Origin of the sequence: Pseudomonas sp. PA15(2017), from assembly GCF_001945395.1 — a bacterium.
In the GTDB taxonomy this organism is placed as follows: domain Bacteria; phylum Pseudomonadota; class Gammaproteobacteria; order Pseudomonadales; family Pseudomonadaceae; genus Aquipseudomonas.
The window spans coordinates 71,474-88,853 of sequence record NZ_MSXV01000010.1 but is presented as its reverse complement, the minus strand read 5'-3'; the positions used below and the strand labels follow the sequence as shown (position 1 = coordinate 88,853).

The 17,380-nt window shown below is 63.7% G+C and carries 16 protein-coding genes and 1 pseudogene; 3 read left to right on the top strand and 14 right to left on the bottom strand.

The window, feature by feature from the left end; translation table 11 throughout:
• Positions 1-237: 237 nt before the first annotated feature.
• From BVH03_RS04315 to rplU, 5 genes are all read right to left on the bottom strand, one after another.
• Positions 238-696 (bottom strand): CreA family protein, encoded by a 459-nt coding sequence (locus BVH03_RS04315; RefSeq protein WP_075960020.1) that lies wholly within the window; start codon positions 694-696, stop codon positions 238-240.
• Between the two features lie 73 nt (positions 697-769).
• The gene (gene proB / locus BVH03_RS04310; protein WP_075960129.1) at positions 770-1,888 is read right to left on the bottom strand and encodes a glutamate 5-kinase; all 1,119 of its coding nucleotides are present in this window, start codon (positions 1,886-1,888) and stop codon (positions 770-772) included.
• A gap of 100 nt (positions 1,889-1,988) precedes the next feature.
• Positions 1,989-3,212, bottom strand: a complete 1,224-nt coding sequence (gene cgtA, locus BVH03_RS04305) for an Obg family GTPase CgtA (RefSeq protein WP_075960019.1) — start codon at positions 3,210-3,212, stop codon at positions 1,989-1,991.
• A 212-nt stretch (positions 3,213-3,424) separates the two neighbouring features.
• On the bottom strand, positions 3,425-3,682 hold the full coding sequence (gene rpmA, locus BVH03_RS04300; protein ID WP_013789841.1) for a 50S ribosomal protein L27: 258 nt from the start codon (positions 3,680-3,682) through the stop codon (positions 3,425-3,427).
• 38 nt (positions 3,683-3,720) lie between these two features.
• Entirely contained in the window at positions 3,721-4,032 is a 312-nt protein-coding gene (gene rplU, locus BVH03_RS04295) for a 50S ribosomal protein L21 (RefSeq protein ID WP_013789840.1), read from the bottom strand.
• A gap of 271 nt (positions 4,033-4,303) precedes the next feature.
• Between rplU and BVH03_RS04290 the strand changes: the two genes are divergently transcribed.
• Positions 4,304-5,272 carry a polyprenyl synthetase family protein gene (locus BVH03_RS04290; protein ID WP_075960128.1) on the top strand — a complete coding sequence of 323 codons (969 nt, stop codon included), beginning with the start codon at positions 4,304-4,306 and terminating at the stop codon, positions 5,270-5,272.
• A 173-nt stretch (positions 5,273-5,445) separates the two neighbouring features.
• Positions 5,446-5,673, top strand: a complete 228-nt coding sequence (locus BVH03_RS04285; protein ID WP_070887188.1) for a hypothetical protein — start codon at positions 5,446-5,448, stop codon at positions 5,671-5,673.
• A 69-nt stretch (positions 5,674-5,742) separates the two neighbouring features.
• On the opposite strand, the gene BVH03_RS04280 is transcribed toward BVH03_RS04285, so the two are convergent.
• The 9 genes and pseudogenes from BVH03_RS04280 to BVH03_RS04245 form a co-directional block, all read right to left on the bottom strand.
• A complete protein-coding gene (locus tag BVH03_RS04280) occupies positions 5,743-6,360 on the bottom strand; it encodes an FKBP-type peptidyl-prolyl cis-trans isomerase (RefSeq protein ID WP_075960018.1) in 618 nt (205 codons plus the stop codon).
• Positions 6,361-6,426: 66 nt separating this feature from the next.
• Positions 6,427-6,732, bottom strand: coding sequence for a DUF6482 family protein (locus BVH03_RS04275; RefSeq protein WP_075931573.1), 306 nt, complete (start codon positions 6,730-6,732; stop codon positions 6,427-6,429).
• A 292-nt stretch (positions 6,733-7,024) separates the two neighbouring features.
• On the bottom strand, positions 7,025-7,513 hold the full coding sequence (locus BVH03_RS04270) for a TIGR00645 family protein (protein WP_075931572.1): 489 nt from the start codon (positions 7,511-7,513) through the stop codon (positions 7,025-7,027).
• A gap of 189 nt (positions 7,514-7,702) precedes the next feature.
• Positions 7,703-8,044 (bottom strand): hypothetical protein, encoded by a 342-nt coding sequence (locus tag BVH03_RS04265; protein WP_075960017.1) that lies wholly within the window; start codon positions 8,042-8,044, stop codon positions 7,703-7,705.
• A gap of 180 nt (positions 8,045-8,224) precedes the next feature.
• Positions 8,225-10,693 carry a Lon protease family protein gene (locus BVH03_RS04260; protein WP_075960016.1) on the bottom strand — a complete coding sequence of 823 codons (2,469 nt, stop codon included), beginning with the start codon at positions 10,691-10,693 and terminating at the stop codon, positions 8,225-8,227.
• A gap of 136 nt (positions 10,694-10,829) precedes the next feature.
• Complete coding sequence (locus BVH03_RS04255) at positions 10,830-11,993, bottom strand: type III PLP-dependent enzyme (RefSeq protein WP_075931569.1); 1,164 nt, start codon at positions 11,991-11,993, stop codon at positions 10,830-10,832.
• Between the two features lie 520 nt (positions 11,994-12,513).
• A complete protein-coding gene (locus BVH03_RS27160) occupies positions 12,514-13,236 on the bottom strand; it encodes a methyl-accepting chemotaxis protein (RefSeq protein WP_371915340.1) in 723 nt (240 codons plus the stop codon).
• A 132-nt stretch (positions 13,237-13,368) separates the two neighbouring features.
• Positions 13,369-14,436, bottom strand: a pseudogene (locus BVH03_RS27155) (Cache 3/Cache 2 fusion domain-containing protein); the annotation flags it as partial.
• Positions 14,437-14,676: 240 nt separating this feature from the next.
• A complete protein-coding gene (locus BVH03_RS04245) occupies positions 14,677-15,597 on the bottom strand; it encodes a LysR substrate-binding domain-containing protein (RefSeq protein WP_075960014.1) in 921 nt (306 codons plus the stop codon).
• 139 nt (positions 15,598-15,736) lie between these two features.
• On the opposite strand from BVH03_RS04245, the gene BVH03_RS04240 reads away from it, so the two are divergent.
• Entirely contained in the window at positions 15,737-17,119 is a 1,383-nt protein-coding gene (locus tag BVH03_RS04240) for a NorM family multidrug efflux MATE transporter (protein WP_075960013.1), read from the top strand.
• The last annotated feature ends 261 nt before the right edge of the window (positions 17,120-17,380 follow it).

The window sequence follows — 17,380 nt, the reverse complement described above, 5'->3', positions numbered from 1 at the left end:
GCCGGTTTTTTATTGCCCGGAGAAAAGTACCGGCCTTCGCATCAACCCTTCTCCGCGCGAGCACTGATGCCCCAGCCGACAATCCACACACGAGCCAGTCTGCCTGAACGCCTACAGGCTTCACAAAGCTGCAAAGGCGACATCAAACCAGCGGAGCCACACAAATACGCTTCCCGAATTGCCCAGGCACAGCGAAGCAGCCCCACTGACGAGCCTGCCCGAACAGCGACCGCCGCCTCAGTTACCCTGCGGCCAGGGCAGAATCGGGATGGCTGTCACCGCATTCTGTGGGCTGCCCTCGATGATGCGGTCGCTGTATACGAGGTAAACCAGGGTGTTGCGCTTCCGATCGAAGAAGCGCACGACCTGCATGGTCTTGAACACCAGCGAGGTACGCTCGCGGAATACTTCCTCGCCATCCTTCAGGTCGCCGGCAAAGCTGATCGGCCCGACCTGGCGGCAGGCGATCGAGGCTTCGGCGCGGTCTTCGGCCAGGCCGAGGCCGCCCTTCACGCCACCGGTCTTGGCGCGCGACAGGTAGCAGGTCACGCCTGCCACCTTGGGATCGTCGAAGGCCTCGACGACGATCTTGTCGTTCGGGCCGAGCCACTTGAATACCGTGGAGACCTGGCCGATTTCCTCGGCAGACACCCACAGCGGCAAAAGACACAGCAAGCCCAGCCATCTTGCCTTCATACGCCCCCCTTCGATGGATACCGACAGAACCGCTCTTCGCTTTTCGCTTGCAGCCTGCAGCCTGCAGCGGCCCCTAAACCAGAATCAGATTATCGCGGTGCACCAGCTCCGGCTCGTCGACGTAACCGAGCAGTCGCTCGATCTCGTCCGACGGACGACCGATGATCTTCTGCGCCTCCAGGGCACTGTAGTTGACCAGACCGCGGGCCACTTCTCGACCATCCGCCGCCACGCAGACCACCATTTCGCCGCGACGGAAGCTGCCTTGCACGGCCTTGACGCCGACCGGCAGCAGGCTCTTGCGATCGGAAACCAGCGCCTTCACCGCACCATCGTCCAGCACCAGGGTGCCGCGGGTCTGCAGGTGGCCGGCCAGCCATTGCTTGCGCGCTGCCAGCATGCCGCGCTCGGGCACCAGCAGGGTGCCGAGCAGCTCACCCGCCTTGAGGCGCGCCAGCACCTGCTCGATGGCGCCACCAACGATCACCGTGTGTGCCCCGGAACGGGCCGCCAGGCGCGCTGCGCGCAGTTTGGTCTGCATGCCACCGCGACCAAGCGCGCCACCCACACCACCGGCCACCGCATCCAGAGCCGGATCGTCAGCGCGCGCTTCGTGAATCAGCTGGGCGTCAGGGTTGTTGCGCGGATCGGCATCGAACATGCCGTCACGGTCGGTGAGGATCACCAGCAGATCCGCCTCGACCAGATTGGCCACCAGCGCGGCCAGAGTGTCGTTGTCGCCGAAACGGATACCGTCGGTGACCACGGTGTCGTTCTCGTTGATCACCGGCACCACGTCGAGCTCGACCAGGGTACGCAGGGTGCTGCGCGCATTCAGGTAACGCTTGCGGTCTGACAGGTCATCGTGAGTGAGCAGGATCTGCGCGGTGCGCCGACCATGCTCGCCGAAGCTCGACTCCCAGGCCTGCACCAGGCCCATCTGGCCGATCGCCGCAGCCGCCTGCAGCTCGTGGATGGCGCTCGGCCGCGCCGTCCAGCCAAGGCGGCTCATCCCCGCCGCCACCGCGCCGGACGATACCAGCACCAGCTCGACGCCCTGCGCCCGCAGCGCCACCATCTGCTCGACCCACACCGCCATGGCGCCGCGATCCAGCCCCTTGCCATCGGCGGTCAGCAAGGCACTGCCGATCTTCACTACCCAGCGCTGCGCACCACTCACCTTGTCACGCATGTTTTCCAACCCCAGCCAGAAGCACATTTTCGCAAGCCATCACCAGCAGCAACGGCCAAACCTACAAAAACGCCGCTAAAAAGCGGCGTCTGTCGTCCCATCAATCCCGGACGTAAATGATCTCCGGGCCGTCCTCTTCGTCTTCCTCGTCCCAGAAGCTGTCGTCCTCATCGACGTCGCCCACGGCCCGCACGCCAGAGCGGCGTAGCGCACGCTTGTCGTCCAGCGCCTGCAGCTGAGCACGCGCTTCATCTTCGATGCGCTGATCGAGCTCGGCAAGCTCGGCGGCATACTCGGGGTTCTCCTGGATGCGCTCGGCGCGTGCCTCGAGGAAATCCATGATGTCGTAGCAGAGCTGCTCGGTGCCTTCGCGCGCCAGGGCGGAAACCACGTAGACGGGGCCTTCCCAGTCGAGGCACGCAACGATCTCGGCGACGCGCTGCGCCTTCTCCTCATCGAGGATCTGGTCGGCCTTGTTGAGCACCAGCCAGCGCTCACGATCAGCCAGTGCCGGGCTGAACTTGGTCAGCTCGGCGACGATGGTGGCCGCGGCCTCGGCCGGATCGGTCAGATCCAGCGGCGCCATGTCGACGAGGTGCAGCAGCAAGCGCGTACGCGCCAGGTGCTTGAGGAAGCGAATCCCCAGCCCAGCACCTTCGGAGGCACCTTCGATCAGCCCGGGAATGTCGGCGACCACGAAACTCTTGTAGCGGTCGACGCTGACCACACCCAGATTCGGCACCAGCGTGGTGAACGGGTAATCGGCGACCTTCGGCTTGGCCGCCGACACCGAGCGAATGAAGGTGCTCTTGCCCGCGTTCGGCAAACCGAGCAGACCGACGTCCGCCAGTACCTTCAATTCGAGCTTGAGGTCACGCGCCTCACCCGGCTTGCCGGGGGTAGTCTGGCGTGGCGCACGGTTGGTACTGGATTTGAAGCGGGTATTGCCCAGGCCATGCCAGCCCCCCTGGGCCACCATCAGGCGCTGCCCAGCCTTGGTCAGGTCGCCAATCACTTCCTGGGTACCGGCATCGATGACCGTGGTGCCGATCGGTACCGGCAGGACCAGGTCTTCGCCCTTGGCCCCGGTGCAGTCGGTGCTGCCGCCCTTCTCCCCATTGGGCGCCTGGAAACGCCGGGTGTAGCGGTAGTCCACCAGGGTATTGAGGTTGGCCATGGCCTCGATGTAGATCGAGCCACCGTCGCCACCATCACCACCGTTGGGGCCACCGTTTTCGATGAACTTCTCGCGACGGAAGCTCATCATGCCGTTGCCACCATCGCCGGCCTTTACAGAAATCGATACTTCATCGACGAATTTCATGGGTACACCTCCCGCCATAATCGCGGGTCACTGAAACAGGAAACACCGGGTGCTTGCGAAATTGCCCTGAAACCACCCGCGTCAACCCAGGACAGTTTGGCAAGAACCCACACGGTGCGCGTGCGGCATTCGAATCGGACGAAGCGAGCGCAACAGGATACAGAAACAAAAAAGCCCCGTCGCAGGACGGGGCTTTTCCAGCAACTTCGCGATTAGGCCGCGACGACGCTTACGTAACGGCGACCGAAGGCACCTTTTACTTCGAACTTGATCACGCCTTCGATCTTGGCGAACAGGGTGTGATCCTTGCCCATGCCAACGCCGTAACCAGCGTGGAACTGGGTGCCGCGCTGACGCACGATGATGTTGCCAGGAACGATTTTCTGGCCGCCATACATCTTCACGCCAAGGCGTTTGGCTTCTGAGTCGCGACCGTTGCGGGTACTACCGCCAGCTTTTTTGTGTGCCATGAGTTCAATACTCCTATAAAGGGTTCAAGCGAAATGAATCAGGCCTGAATACCGGTGATTTTGATCTCAGTGAACCACTGACGGTGGCCCTGACGCTTCATGTGGTGCTTACGACGACGGAACTTGATGATGGTGACTTTATCGTGACGACCTTGCGAAACGACTTCAGCCGATACCTTGGCGCCTTCGACGACAGGAGCGCCGATGGTGACGTCATCACCGTTGCCAACCAGCAACACGCGGTCGAAAGTCAGCGCTTCGCCAGCGGCCAGCTCCAGTTTCTCGACCTTGAGGAATTCGCCTTCGGTGACTTTGTATTGCTTGCCACCAGTAACAATTACTGCGTACATGGTAAATCTCCGTTGATCCTGCTCACCCAGCGCTTTATGGGAATAGTATCGGCTGGCATGGCTGCTCGGGGCCGGATGGACACCCTTGCAATTGCGTAAGGCAGGGAAATACCCAGGGGGAAGTTCAGGGTGCGCGATTGTACGCAAGCCACCGGGACAGCGCAAGCGCCGCCTGCCATCGCCTTGACAGCCCCCACCCTGCCCCCTAGCATGCCGCGCCAATAGGGTCTATTAACGTCAATAGTCCCTACTAAAGGAGCATATGTCGCTGATGCAACCTCAGGCTTTTTACAGTGTGGTGGCGGATGATTTCACCGCTGTTGACGGCATTATCCGTCAGCAACTGGTATCCCGCGTCCCGCTGGTCGAGAAGATCGGCGACTACATCATCTCCGCTGGCGGCAAGCGCCTGCGCCCGCTGTTGGTTCTGCTCAGTGGCAAGGCCCTGGGTCTGAACGACGAGCGCCTGCGCCTGCTGGCTGCCACCATCGAGTTCCTGCACACCGCCACCCTGCTGCACGACGATGTGGTCGACATGTCCGACATGCGCCGTGGCCGCAGCACGGCCAACGCGCAGTGGGGCAACGCGCCCAGCGTGTTGGTCGGCGATTTCCTTTATTCGCGCTCGTTCGAAATGATGGTCGAGCTTGGCTCGATGCCGGTGATGAAGATCCTCTCCAAGGCTACCCGGGTGATTGCCGAGGGCGAGGTGCTGCAGTTGTCGAAGATTCGCGACGCCAGCACCACGGAGGAAACCTACATGGAAGTCATCCGCGGCAAGACTGCCATGCTCTTCGAGGCTTCGACCCAGAGCGCCGCCGCCCTGGCCGAAGCGAGCGCCGAGCAGAACGAGGCACTGCGCCTGTTCGGTGACCATCTGGGCGTTGCCTTCCAGCTGGTCGATGACCTGCTCGACTACAAGGGTGACGCCGCCACGCTGGGCAAGAACGTCGGTGACGACCTGGCCGAGGGCAAGCCGACCCTGCCGCTGATCTATACCATGCGTGAAGGCAGCGCCGAGCAGGCCGCTCTGGTACGCAAGGCCATTCAGAAAGGCGGCCTGGAAGACCTGGAAAGCATCCGCGAAGCCGTGCAGGCGGCAGGCGCCCTGGATTACACCGCCAACCTGGCCCGTGAATACGCGGAACGCGCCATCGCCTGCCTGGAAGTGCTGCCCGCCAGCGCCTACCGCAACGCCCTGGTCGAGCTGAGCCATTTCGCCGTGGCGCGCACGCACTGATTCAGCGAAAGCCGCATGACCCGAAGCCCGTCCCCGCGACGGGCTTTTTCATGCCCGTCACATCTCCGAGCCAGGCGTAGCGGCAACCATTCGACGAAAAGCGCGATTAATACTTGCTATTAACGTAATAAGAATTATTCTCATATCTACCAATCACTCAGGGAGATGCGAGCATGACTTATCTAATAGACGCCTGGCTGGACCGCCCTCATCCCTACCTGCGCATCCTGCACCGCGAAACCGGCGAAGTCTGCGCCGTACTCGAAGAAGAGGCGCTGGACGAACTGCGTAAGCAGGGTGACCTGGATCTGCACGAACTGAGCTCGAGCGAGCCGCTGATCCTCAAGGAACTGGTGCGCAGCCTGTTCCTGTACTGCTATGCCCGAGCCTTGCGCCCGTGACACTTATCCGAAGGCTCGCGAGCTCGAACCCTGGGAGTTTTTGACTCCTCAGGGCCCAAGCTTTAGCGCTTACAGGATGTCCAGCAGCTCGACATCAAACACCAGCACGCTGTGCGGCGGGATGCTGCCAACGCCCTGGGCGCCATAGGCCAGCTCGCTCGGCACGTACAGGCGCCATTTGCTGCCGGTGCCCATCAGCTGCAGGGCCTCGGTCCAGCCGGCGATCACGCCGCCCACCGGGAATTCGGCCGGTTGGCCGCGCTCGTAGGAGCTGTCGAACACGCTGCCGTCGATCAGGGTGCCGTGGTAGTGAGTACGCACACTGTCGTCGCGCGATGGCTTGGCGCCCTCGCCCGCGGTCAGCACTTCGTATTGCAGGCCGGAGGCCAGCACGGTGACACCATCGCGCTTGGCGTTCTCGGCCAGGAAGGCCAGGCCGGCACCGGCGGCCGCGTCGGCCTTGGCCTTGGCTTCGGCCTGCATGACATCGCGGATGACCTTGAAGCTGGCCGACAACTCGGCTTCGCTGACACGGCTCTGCTGACCGGCGAACGCATCGGCCAGGCCAGCCAGAACGGCATCCAGGCTCACGCCTGGTGGCGGGTTTTCACGCAGTTGGCCACCCAGTTGACGGCCAATACCGTAGCTGACGCGCGCTTCGTCAGTGGAAAGATCGAGTTCGGACATGTCGCCGCTCCGCTAGCAGGAAAAAAGGCCGGCTAGCCTATCACGGTTCCATCCGCCGCCCGTGCCTTACCAGCGGCTGCGCAGGCCGACCGGTACACGCAGGGCGTCGCGGGTGCCGCTCGGCAAACCGCACATCTCGTCGTAGGCCGAGGCATGCACCAGAAACAGCGGCACGTCCGGCAGTTCTTCGAGCAGATCGCGAGCATGCTCAACCGAGCGCAGGTGCAGGTTGCGCCCTGCGTCGTCACGCAGGTAGGCGCGCTGCTCGGCGCCGAGGATCTGCAGCAGGTAGATGCCGCCTTCCAGAGAAATCAGTTCGAGCTCGCTCACCGCACCATCGCGAGCCGCTCGCAGCAATTCGGGTAAGGTCATGGCATGTCCTCGCAGGCAAGAGGTACCACTATACGATTGTCGCTGCGCAGATAACAAAACGCCCGGCGCTTCTCGGGGAGGGCCGGGCGTTCACAGGGCGCCGGACTCAGAGCCTGTTCAAAGTCTCGCGAGCTAGAGCAATGCAAGGGTTAGGCGCCCCCGCAAAAACAGGCGAGGACCGGTCGGGGTCGCGCCCGACTTTACGAGCTGTAAATGAGCAGTCCGACTGGGCTGGCAATCCAGCCTGTTTTAACGCCGCAGTGCCGACGCGCAGCAGACCTTGAACAGGCTCTCAGTGCTTGGTCAGCTTGTCCAGGTAACCCATGGCGAAAGCCGAGATCACGAAGGTCATGTGGATGATCACGTACCACTTCAGGTGCTCGGGATCATGGTTGCGGGCATCCATGAACACCCGCAGCAGGTGGATCGAGGAAATCGCCACGATGGAAGCCGCTACCTTCATCTTCAGCGAGCTGGAGTCCATCTTGCCGAGCCAGGCGAGCTTTTCCTTGTTGTCGTCGATATCCAGCTGCGAAACGAAGTTCTCGTAGCCGGACATCATCACCATCACCAGCAGGCCGCCGACCAGCGCCATGTCGACCAGCGACAGCAGCACCAGAATCAGATCCGCCTCGGCCATGGAGAAGATATTGGGCAGGATGTGGAAGATTTCCTGGAAGAACTTCAGGGCCAACGCCAACAGGCCCAGCGACAGACCGAAATAGATGGGGGCCAGCAGCCAGCGCGATGCGTACATCGCGTTCTCGATAAAGCGTTCCATGGACTCTCACAGGTAATGAACAGGCGAGCGAGTATACCCAGCGTCCGACCGCAGGCAAGCCGGCGGGTTCGTCGACGGCAGCGCTGAAACAGGCCGAATGCGGTGCCTGGGCGATTGTGGATAAGATCTGCGGCCAGGGGTCGCAGGCTAATCGATGGATCGCGCCGCGGGCGCGTCGGGCCAGCCCACTCAACTATCGGGCAACGACAGGGATACGCCGCGAGAGGCGCTACGCGCGCTGTTCAAGCGGCGCAATTGCGCCTGAGCGTGCAGGCGCCAGATCATGGGCTCGTGGCAGGTGCCGTAACCCTGGCCGGCCAGGCTTTCGGCGATGTCGTCGATCAGTTGCTCGACCACCAGAGGCCCGTGGAATGGGCCTTGCGCCTTGACGGCGGAGGGTTGACGGGCAGACAGGCCAGCAACGCAGATCAGCGTCCACAGCCCTTGCTCCCCCGCCAGGGGTAGCACCGTGCATTCGATGCGGGTGGTCACGCCGAGACAATCACGGGTCAGGCAGAGGCTACGCGACATGGCGGCGATCCTCGCAGAGACAGACCTGCAGCCTACACCCGTAACGCCTGCCGGCAAAGGCAGGTTTATACACACAAGCTGTGGATAACCTTGTGCATGACAGGTGCGCAAGCACCTGTATGCTGCCGACCCAAGGGTGACAGGCGAGCCGATCAGCGATTGATCAGCTCGCCTGCTGCCCTACTCCGCCGTCGGCTTTTTCGCCCGGGGCTTGTTGGGCTTCTCCGGCAGCGCCGCGGTGAGCGCTTCCTTGGCCTGTTCGGGCTTTTCTTCCTCACCCATGCCGATCTCGGCGATCTCGCGCAGGCGCTCGACCACCCGTGCGTTGACGCTGCCCTTGGGGAAGTGACCCTTGTCGTTTGGCGTGCCGGCATCCTCACCGACCAGCAGGCTCAACGCCTCATCCACATGGCGCACGGCGTAGATATGGAAATGCCCGGCGCGCACGGCCTGCAGCACACGCTCGTCGAGCATCAGGGTGGACACGTTGGAATGCGGGATGATCGCCCCCTGCTCACCGGTCAGCCCGCGGGCCTCGCAGAGGCGGAAGAAGCCTTCGATCTTCTCGTTGACGCCACCGACCGCCTGCACCTCACCGAACTGGTTGATCGACCCGGTAATGGCGAAGCACTGCTTGAGCGGCGTGCGCGACAGTGCCGAGATCAACGTACACACCTCGCCGAGCGAGGCGCTGTCGCCATCGACGTAGCCGTAGGATTGCTCCAGGGCGATGCTCGCCGAGATTTCCAGGGGAAATTCCTGAGCGTAGCGGCTGCCGAGAAAACCGGTAAGGATCATCACGCCCTTGGAATGGATCGGCTGGCCGAGGTTGACCTCACGTTCGATGTCGACGATGCCCGAGCCGCCCGGATAAACGGTGGCGGAGATGCGCGCCGGCACGCCGAACGCCGAGTCGCCCACTTCCAGCACGGTCAGGCCGTTGCACTTGCCGATGGCCGCGCCGACGGTATCGATGAGGATGATGCCGGCGAGCATGTCGTCGATGATCCGCGCCGAGACGCGCCCGGTGCGGGTGGCCTTGGCCTTCAGCGCACGCTCGATATGATCGGCGTCGGTCACCGCTTCACCGGCCAGGTTGCGGATGAAGTCCGCCTCGCTGACCAGCTGGAACAGGTCGCCGATGCGTGCCGACAGGCGCCCCTGGTGTTCGGCCAGGCGCGCACTGTAGGTGGCCAGACGCGCGACCGCGGCAGCGGTGAGCGGCGCCATGCCCTCCTCGGTGGTGCGGGTCTTCATCAGTTGGGCGAACTGTTCCAGGCTGTCGTCGGCCAGCGGGATGTCCTCGTCGAAGTCGACCAGCACCCGGAACATCTCCTGGAAGTCCGGATCGGCGTCCTGCAGCGCGTAATACAGCTGGCGCGAACCGATGATCACCACCTTGAGCTGCAGCGGTACGGTTTCCGGATTCAGGGTCACGGTGGCGATGCGCCCCAGGTCGGCCAGCGGCGACTCCATCTTCAGCTTGCGCGACTGCAGGGCGCGCTTGAGCGCCTCCCAGACGAACGGTTCGCTGAGGAATTTCTCCGCCTCGAGGATCAGGAAACCGCCGTTGGCGCGATGCAGCGCACCGGGGCGCAGTTGCCGATAACTGGTGTAGAGCGCGCCTTGATCGGTGTTGTACTCGATGCGGCCGAACAGGTTGTCGTAGGTCGGGTGCGGCTCGAACACCACTGGCGCGCCGCCATCGACATGGTGGCCGACGATCAGGCTCGGACAGTACAGCTCTTCGAGCAGCTTGCGGGTCTGGGCGTCGGGCTTTTCCACCTCGGTCAGCAGGTCGATCACGCTTTTCAGCAGGTCCACCTGCATGGCCTGCAGGTAGGCACACACGCCAGCGTTCTCGGCGTACTTCTCCGACAGTGGCGCCAGCAGCGGCTGCAGGGCGACGGTGATGGTTTCTTCGTTGAGCTGACGCAACTGGTTGCTGGACTCGCGCTTCCACTGCGGCAGGCTGGCCAGCTCCTCGTTGAGGCGCTCCTCCAGGGCGGCGATATCGGCGTGGAAACGCTCGCGATCGGTTTCCGGCAGTTGGGCGAACTCGGCCTCGTCCAGGGCCTTGCCGTCGAGCATCGGCGTGAAGGCGATGTTGGTGCTGTCGCGGTACAGGGCGATGCCGCGCTCCAGGGACAGGCGCTCGATGACGTCCAGCGCCTGGTCGTAGCGCTTGTTGAAGGCGCGGTCGATGGCACTCTTCTTCTGCTGGAAGGACGGGTGCTCGAACACCGCCGGGAAGGTCGCCAGCAGGTTGTCGATCAGCGCGTTGATGTCGGCGATGAACTCGCCCGCCGTACCGGGCACCAGCTCCACGGCACGTGGCTCGCGGGGTTCGTCGAAGTGGTTGACGTAGACTCGATCCGGCGGCGTCTCCAGGCGCTTGCCTTCGGCCTGCAGGTAGCGTTTGACGAACGAGAAGCGGCCGGTGCCCGGCTCGCCCATGACGAACACGTTGTATCCGGGGCGCGGCATCGCCACGCCGAACTGCAGCGCCTGCACGGCGCGTTCCTGACCGAGCACACCGCGGAAGGGCTCCAGGTCATCGGTGGTGGTGAAGGCGAACTGCGTGGGCGAGAAGGGACGGGTGAGTGCATCGGGCGCCAGGCGCAGGCCGGCTGCAACGGGATCGGGCATCGGGGATCCTTAAATACCGCGGAGAGTTGCCTGCATTCTCGCGCTGCCCACTTCCCGCTGGCAAGGCACCAGTGCCGACTGGCGCAGAAAGCAAAACGCCCGCAACGGGTGCGGGCGCTTGGCGATGCAGCAGGGCTTACAGGTAGAAGGCTTTCAGCGGCGGGAAGCCATTGAATTCCACGGCGCTGTAGCTGGTGGTGTAGGCACCGGTGGAGAACCAGTACAGGCGGTCGCCACTGGCCAGGTTCAGGGGCAGGCCGTACTTGTAGTGCTCGTACATGATGTCGGCGCTGTCGCAGGTCGGGCCGGCGATCACCACCTCTTCCATCTCGCCCTTCTTCTCGGTCCAGATCGGGAATTTGATGGACTCGTCCATGGTTTCGATCAGGCCGCTGAACTTGCCCACATCGGTGTACACCCAGCGCTCGACGGCGGTGCGCGACTTACGCGCCACCAGCACCACTTCACTGACCAGCACGCCGGCATTGGCGATCAGCGAACGGCCAGGCTCGAGGATGATTTCCGGCAGTTGGTCGCCGAAGTCTTCCTTGAGGAAACGGATGATTTCCTCGGCGTAGGTTTCCAGGCTGTTGGTACGGGTGATGTAGTTGGCCGGGAAGCCGCCACCCATGTTGATCATCTGCAGCTCGATGCCGTCTTCTTCCTTGAGGCGCTCGAAGATCACCTTGACCTTGGCGATGGCCGCATCCCATACGTCGATGTCACGCTGCTGCGAACCGACGTGGAAGGAAATGCCGTAGGGCACCAGACCCAGTTGCTTGGCGAGGATCAGCAGATCCAGGGCCATGTCCGGCTGGCAGCCGAACTTGCGGCTCAGCGGCCAGTCGGCCGAGGTCGAGCCCTCGGTGAGGATGCGCACGTAGATCTTCGAGCCCGGCGCCGCCTTGGCGATGTTGCGCAGGTCGGCTTCGGAGTCGGTGGCGAACAGGCGCACGCCCTTTTCATAGAAGTAGCGAACGTCGCGGGCTTTCTTGATGGTGTTGCCGTAGCTGATGCGCTCCGGGCCGACGCCAGCGGACAGCACCTTGTCGAGCTCGTAGATCGAGGCGATGTCGAAGCTCGAGCCCTTGTCGCGCAGCAGCTCGATGATCTCGATCGCCGGGTTGGCCTTGACGGCGTAGTACACCTTGGCGAATTCGAAACCGGCGCGCAGGTCGTCGTAGGCCTGGCTGATGATCGCGGTGTCGATCACCACGAACGGGGTTTCCTGCTGGTCGGCGAAGGCCTTCATTTTGTTGAAGGTTTCGCGTGGGTAGTAGTCTTCGACCTTGATCGACATGCGGGTCTCCAAATGGCTAAACCATGAACACTAGGATTCGGGCAGTTGAACCGGGCACAGGTTCAACATCGGGGGCGGTCGATTTCGCAATCGACCGGAAAGCCTGCTGCCAGGCCAGGAACGTCTGATCAGTTTCCCCACTTTGGTTCGCCTACTTCCCAAGGCATGTCGCCGAGAATTGCATGGCCTGAAACAGGCCGGACAACCTCTCGTCGTCAGTACTTGAGCCGAATGGATCGTTGCCAGCATGGACGTTCGGGCGCGGACTTTAAGACCATGACTCGCTCAGATCAATCAAAAATTGCCCGTGACGGAAACTGATTTTCCAGGCGTTTCGGATTCCACACGAAGCGCGGCGAAATGCTGCACGGCCGCGGGCTGCACGAGCACTCACCACACCGGGGCGACAGCCTGGCAGCGAGGCTTTTCAGGATGATGACTTCAAGCGTAGACGAGCCCCGGAATCGGGGCTCGCAAGGCGGCTGGCGCCAGTAGGTAGCGCCAGCCGTAGAGGGCGGGCTTAGCGGAAGCGCTCGACTTCGCGGTGCAGGTCGGTGGCCAGGGTTTCCAGCTCCCTGGAGGTGTGCGCCAGGTTGGCGATCACTTCACGCTGTTCGCCGTTGGCCAGGGCGATGCTCTGCAGGTTGCTGCTCAGCACCGTGGCGGTGCTGCTCTGCTCGCTGGTAGCGGTGGTGATGGCGGCGAACTGCTCGCCAGCGGCGCTGGTCTGCTCGGCGATCTGGGTCAGCGCCGCAGCGACCTTGGCGTTGAGCTCCAGGCCGTTCTGCATCAGCTGGCGGCCCTGCTCCATGGTGCTGATCGCGCTGCTGGTCTCCCCCTGGATGCTGCCGATCATGCTGGAAATCTCGGTGGTCGCTTCACGGGTGCGACCGGCCAGGCTGCGCACTTCATCGGCAACCACGGCGAAGCCGCGACCCTGCTCACCCGCGCGTGCTGCTTCGATGGCCGCGTTGAGTGCCAGCAGGTTGGTCTGGTCGGCGATCGAGGTGATCACGCTGAGAATGCCGCCGATCTCCTGGGAACGCTGGCCCAGGCTATCGATGACCTTGGCCGCACTGTTCAGCGAGGTGGATATCTGCTCCAGCGCATTGGACGCCTCTTCCATCGAGGTGCGGCCGATGCGCGTCTGGCTGGCGTTCTCGCTGGCCATGCGCTCGGTGCTGCGCATGTTGTCGGCGATGTTCAGCGAAGTGGCGCTGAACTCTTCCACCGCGCCAGCCATGCTGCTGATCTCGCCGGACTGCTGCTCGATACCGTCATAGGCACCACGCGACAGGCCGGACAGCGCCTCGGCGCGCTGGCTGACGTTGCCGGCAGCGCTGCGAATGCGCGCGACCATGGTCGACAGCGCTTCGCTCATCTGGTTGAAGCTGCGCGACAGCTCGCCGATCTCGTCATGGCTGCTGACCTGCAGGCGTACGCTGAGGTCGCCGGCACCCAGGGCCTGGGCCTGACGTACCAGGTCGCCGAGCGGACGCAGCTTGCGACGCAGCAGCCAGATCACCGCCAGCACGGCCAGCACCAGGGTCACCAGGCTGCCGATCGCCAGTTGGCTGCCAACGCGCCAGGTTACGGCCTGGATCTCTTCTTCCGGCATGCTCGCCACCACGGTCCACGGCCCGCCAGCGAACGGCACGGCGACGCTGTAGAACTCCTGGGCGCCGTCGCTCCAGAAACCACCCTTGCCCGGGGTGCCGAGCACATTGGTCATGTTGGCGGTCAGTTGCTCGGGACGTTGCGCACCATAGGGTGCCACCAGCCATTTGTTCTGGTCGTCGAGCAGGGCCAGGGAACCGGTGCTGCCGATGCGGAAGCGCTCCAGGTTGGCGAACTGGGCGTTCTGCGCATCGGTGTAGTCGAAGCCGACGAACAGCACGGCGATGACCCGCCCGGCGCTGTCGCGTACCGGCGTGTACTGGGTCATGTAAAAGCGCTCGAACAGCAGCGCGCGGCCCACATAGCTTTCGCCGGCCAGCAGGCGTACATAAGCCGGGTGCTTGCGATCGAGTACGGTGCCGATGGCACGGCCGCCGTCCTGCTTGGTCAGCGAGGTGGTAACGCGCACGAAATCTTCGCCATCACGCACGAAGATGGTCGCCACACCGGCGGTCAGGCGGCGAAATTCATCGACTTCGCTGAAATCGTTGTTCAGTTGGGTGCTGCCCAGGTACAGGGCGGGCGCTTGCAGGCCGCCGACGCTCACTCGCTCGTCCGGGCTGACGCGCAGGCCGCTGCTGAAGCGGCGCTCGAACAGGCCGGCCAGGCGCTGCGTGCTTTCGCGCAGGCTCTCGTGGAAGGTGCTCAGCTGATCGGCCAGCAAGCGTGCTTCGCTGCCCAGGTGCTCCTCGCGCGTCACCAGGTTGGCGCTGCTCAGCGAGCGCAGGGCGAATACGGTACTCACACTGATCAGCAGCACCAGCATGGCGGCCAGGGCCGTCGCCAGTTGCCAGGCGATACGGGAACGAGGTTGGTTCATGAAACATCTCCGAGCTCCATCGTCCCTGTATGGAGGGATTGAATAAATAATGATCAGCCTGTAGGTCGGCGAGCGCGGAGAATACTTGAGAGTTTTAGTGCGTCAATGGCCATCGTGACGCTATCACTCCAATTTTTACCCTAAGTAACGAAAAACGTCTCGCAGGTGCACGTTTTCAGCGATTTTCTAGCGCCTGAGTTGTACGTCGGGCAACTGCATGGCCGCGACTTCCGCGAGCAGAAACTCGGCCAACCGCTCGAAACGCTCCTGGCCGCGGCGCGCCTTGGGCCACACCAGGTAATAGCTTTCGCCGCTGGACACGGCGGTCGGCCAGGGCAGCGCCAGACGGCCCAGCAGCACGTCCTCGGCGACCATTGCGAGATCGCCGATCGACACGCCGTAACCCCGGGCGGCGGCGACGATGCCCAGCTCCAGGGTGTCGAACACCTGGCCGCCCCTGAGCGACACCTGATCGGCCAGGCCCATGGCCTGCAGCCAGCGCCGCCAGTCGCGACGATCGGGTGTGGGATGCACCAGCTCGGCCCGTTGCAGCCGGCCGACATCCCAAGGAGGCTCGCCGGAGGCGCCAGGCGCGCAAACCGGGATCAGCCATTCCTCGAACAGCCGCACGCTGTGCCACTCGTCACTGAAAGAACCGACGCCCAGCAGCACGGCACAGTCGAAGGGCTCGTGCAGGAAATCCACACGGTCGAGATCCATCCAGGCGCTGGTGAGTTGCACCTCGAGATCGGCCTGCCGGGCGCGAAACAGCGACAGGCGCGCCAGCAACCAGCGCATGGTCAGGGTCGAAGGTGCCTTGAGGCGCAGGGTGCCATCCTCCACACGCAGGGTCGCACAGGCTCGTTCCAGTGACTCGAACCCCTCGTGTACCCCGGGCAGCAGCATGCTCGCCGGCTCGGTCAGGTGTAGCGCCCGTCCGCGGCGCTCGAACAGTCGGCAGGCGAAATGCTCTTCCAGGGTGCGAATGTGCCGACTGACGGCACTCTGAGTGATCGCCAGCTCATCGGCGGCGCGGGTAAAGGACAGATGACGCGCAGCGGCCTCGAAGGCGCGTAGTGCATAGAGCGGTGGCAGGCGACGGCTCACCGCACCGCCCCATGAGTCTTACTCATGCCTGACATGGCTATTTTCCTTTTGTGGCCACTCGTTACAAACCGGAGAATAGCCGTTATCGCGCTTTCCCCGAAAGACCGGGGATGCCTACCCTGCCGAAGTTTTACTCATCATGAAGAATCCACTTGGTCACGAGCTGGGCGCCCTGTTGCGCCTAGCCGGCCCGCTGATCTCCGCGCAGCTGGCCCACGCACTGATGATTTTCACCGACACGCTGATGATGGCCATGCTCGGCCCTGGCCAGCTGGCCGGCGGTGCATTGGGCGCGACCTGCTACTTCATCTTCTCGATTTTCTGCACGGGCGTGATCGCAGCGGTCGGCAGCCTGGCCGCCATCCGCCATGGCGCCGGTGACGTGAGCGGCGTGACCCGCCTGCTCCGCAATGGCCTGTGGCTGGCCATGCTGCTCGGCGTGGTCAGTGCCTTGTGCCTCAATGGCCTGGGCCCGCTATTGCCGCACCTGGGGCAGGACCCGGCCGCTGCCAGCGAGGCCATGACGTTCCTGCGTCCCCTATCGCTGGGCCTGCCCGCCTACCTCTGTTTCATGGCCCTGCGCGGTTTCACCAGCGCCATCGGCCATCCCGGCCCGGTGATGACCATCAGCATCGTCGGCACCCTTGCCAACTTCGTCATCAATTATGCGCTGATCAAGGGCTGGTTGGGCGTGGACCTGGGCCTGAGCGGTATCGGCCTGACCACCGCGCTGGTCAGCAGCGCCATGGCCCTGGCCCTGGGGCTGCACATCCTCATTTCGCCAACCTATCAGCGCTATCGGCTGCGCGGCGGGCTGGGTCGCCCACAACGCGCCGAAATCCGCGACCTGCTCCGCCTCGGCCTGCCGATCGGTGGCACCTACGCCGCCGAGCAAGGGCTGTTCACCTTCGCCACGCTGTGCATGGGTGCCCTGGGCAGCGTGCAGTTGGCGGCGCACCAGATTGCCATGCAGTCGGTCGCCCTGGCCTTCATCGTGCCCCATGGCCTGTCCTATGCGGTGACCTTCCGCGTCGGCATGCACTACGGCGCGGGTCGCCTGCACCTGTCACGCCTGGCCGGTCATCTGGGCATGGGCATGGGCGCCGCGCTGATGCTGATGTTCGCCCTGGCGTTCTGGTTGCTGCCGGAGTTTATCATCGCCCTGTTCCTCGACCGCCACGATCCGGCGTTCGCCGATATCGTCACCCTGGCGGTGAGCCTGCTGGCGATCGCCGCCTGGTTCGAGCTGTTCGATGGCCTGCAGAGCGTCGCCATGGGCGCGATTCGCGGCCTCAACGACGGCCGCCTGACCCTGGTGATCGGCCTGACCGGCTACTGGTGCGTCGGCGCGCCGCTGGCCTGGCTGCTGGCCTTCCCTCTCGGCTGGGGCGCCCATGGCGTGTGGTGGGGCTTGGCCGCCGGGCTGGCCGTGACGGCGACCGGCCTGGTACTGGGCTTTCGCTGGAAGACCACACGCCTGCAGCGGGTGCAAAGTGCCGGCGCAGCACCCTGCCTGACCTAGGGTCTGTTCCCGTTTCAGCGCGAGCCGCGTTGCTGCGAGAAATGGCCTCCGGTTAGGCGCAGGACGCAGGGAATGGTTGCTCCCTTGCCAAGTCCTGCAACGACAGCGGAGGCCATTTCCCGCGCAACCCCAAGGGCCGGGCCAGTTTTTTGTGCGATGCGGCGTTACTCGATGGCTCATTTGGCCCGCCAAACTTCACATCTGTGTGCCCCACATGGATGTGGGAAATGCCGCAAGCCCGCCTGGAGCGGGCGCGGTCCT

What these genes read in the sequence shown, in the direction of transcription:
- BVH03_RS04315 (WP_075960020.1), bottom strand. Translation starts at nt 696, where the DNA reads ATGAAGGCAAGATGGCTGGGCTTGCTGTGTCTTTTGCCGCTGTGGGTG.
- proB (WP_075960129.1), bottom strand. Translation starts at nt 1,888, where the DNA reads ATGCGTGACAAGGTGAGTGGTGCGCAGCGCTGGGTAGTGAAGATCGGC.
- cgtA (WP_075960019.1), bottom strand. Translation starts at nt 3,212, where the DNA reads ATGAAATTCGTCGATGAAGTATCGATTTCTGTAAAGGCCGGCGATGGT.
- rpmA (WP_013789841.1), bottom strand. Translation starts at nt 3,682, where the DNA reads ATGGCACACAAAAAAGCTGGCGGTAGTACCCGCAACGGTCGCGACTCA.
- rplU (WP_013789840.1), bottom strand. Translation starts at nt 4,032, where the DNA reads ATGTACGCAGTAATTGTTACTGGTGGCAAGCAATACAAAGTCACCGAA.
- BVH03_RS04290 (WP_075960128.1), top strand. Translation starts at nt 4,304, where the DNA reads ATGCAACCTCAGGCTTTTTACAGTGTGGTGGCGGATGATTTCACCGCT.
- BVH03_RS04285 (WP_070887188.1), top strand. Translation starts at nt 5,446, where the DNA reads ATGACTTATCTAATAGACGCCTGGCTGGACCGCCCTCATCCCTACCTG.
- BVH03_RS04280 (WP_075960018.1), bottom strand. Translation starts at nt 6,360, where the DNA reads ATGTCCGAACTCGATCTTTCCACTGACGAAGCGCGCGTCAGCTACGGT.
- BVH03_RS04275 (WP_075931573.1), bottom strand. Translation starts at nt 6,732, where the DNA reads ATGACCTTACCCGAATTGCTGCGAGCGGCTCGCGATGGTGCGGTGAGC.
- BVH03_RS04270 (WP_075931572.1), bottom strand. Translation starts at nt 7,513, where the DNA reads ATGGAACGCTTTATCGAGAACGCGATGTACGCATCGCGCTGGCTGCTG.
- BVH03_RS04265 (WP_075960017.1), bottom strand. Translation starts at nt 8,044, where the DNA reads ATGTCGCGTAGCCTCTGCCTGACCCGTGATTGTCTCGGCGTGACCACC.
- BVH03_RS04260 (WP_075960016.1), bottom strand. Translation starts at nt 10,693, where the DNA reads ATGCCCGATCCCGTTGCAGCCGGCCTGCGCCTGGCGCCCGATGCACTC.
- BVH03_RS04255 (WP_075931569.1), bottom strand. Translation starts at nt 11,993, where the DNA reads ATGTCGATCAAGGTCGAAGACTACTACCCACGCGAAACCTTCAACAAA.
- BVH03_RS27160 (WP_371915340.1), bottom strand. Translation starts at nt 13,236, where the DNA reads ATGGCTGGCGCGGTGGAAGAGTTCAGCGCCACTTCGCTGAACATCGCC.
- BVH03_RS04240 (WP_075960013.1), top strand. Translation starts at nt 15,737, where the DNA reads ATGAAGAATCCACTTGGTCACGAGCTGGGCGCCCTGTTGCGCCTAGCC.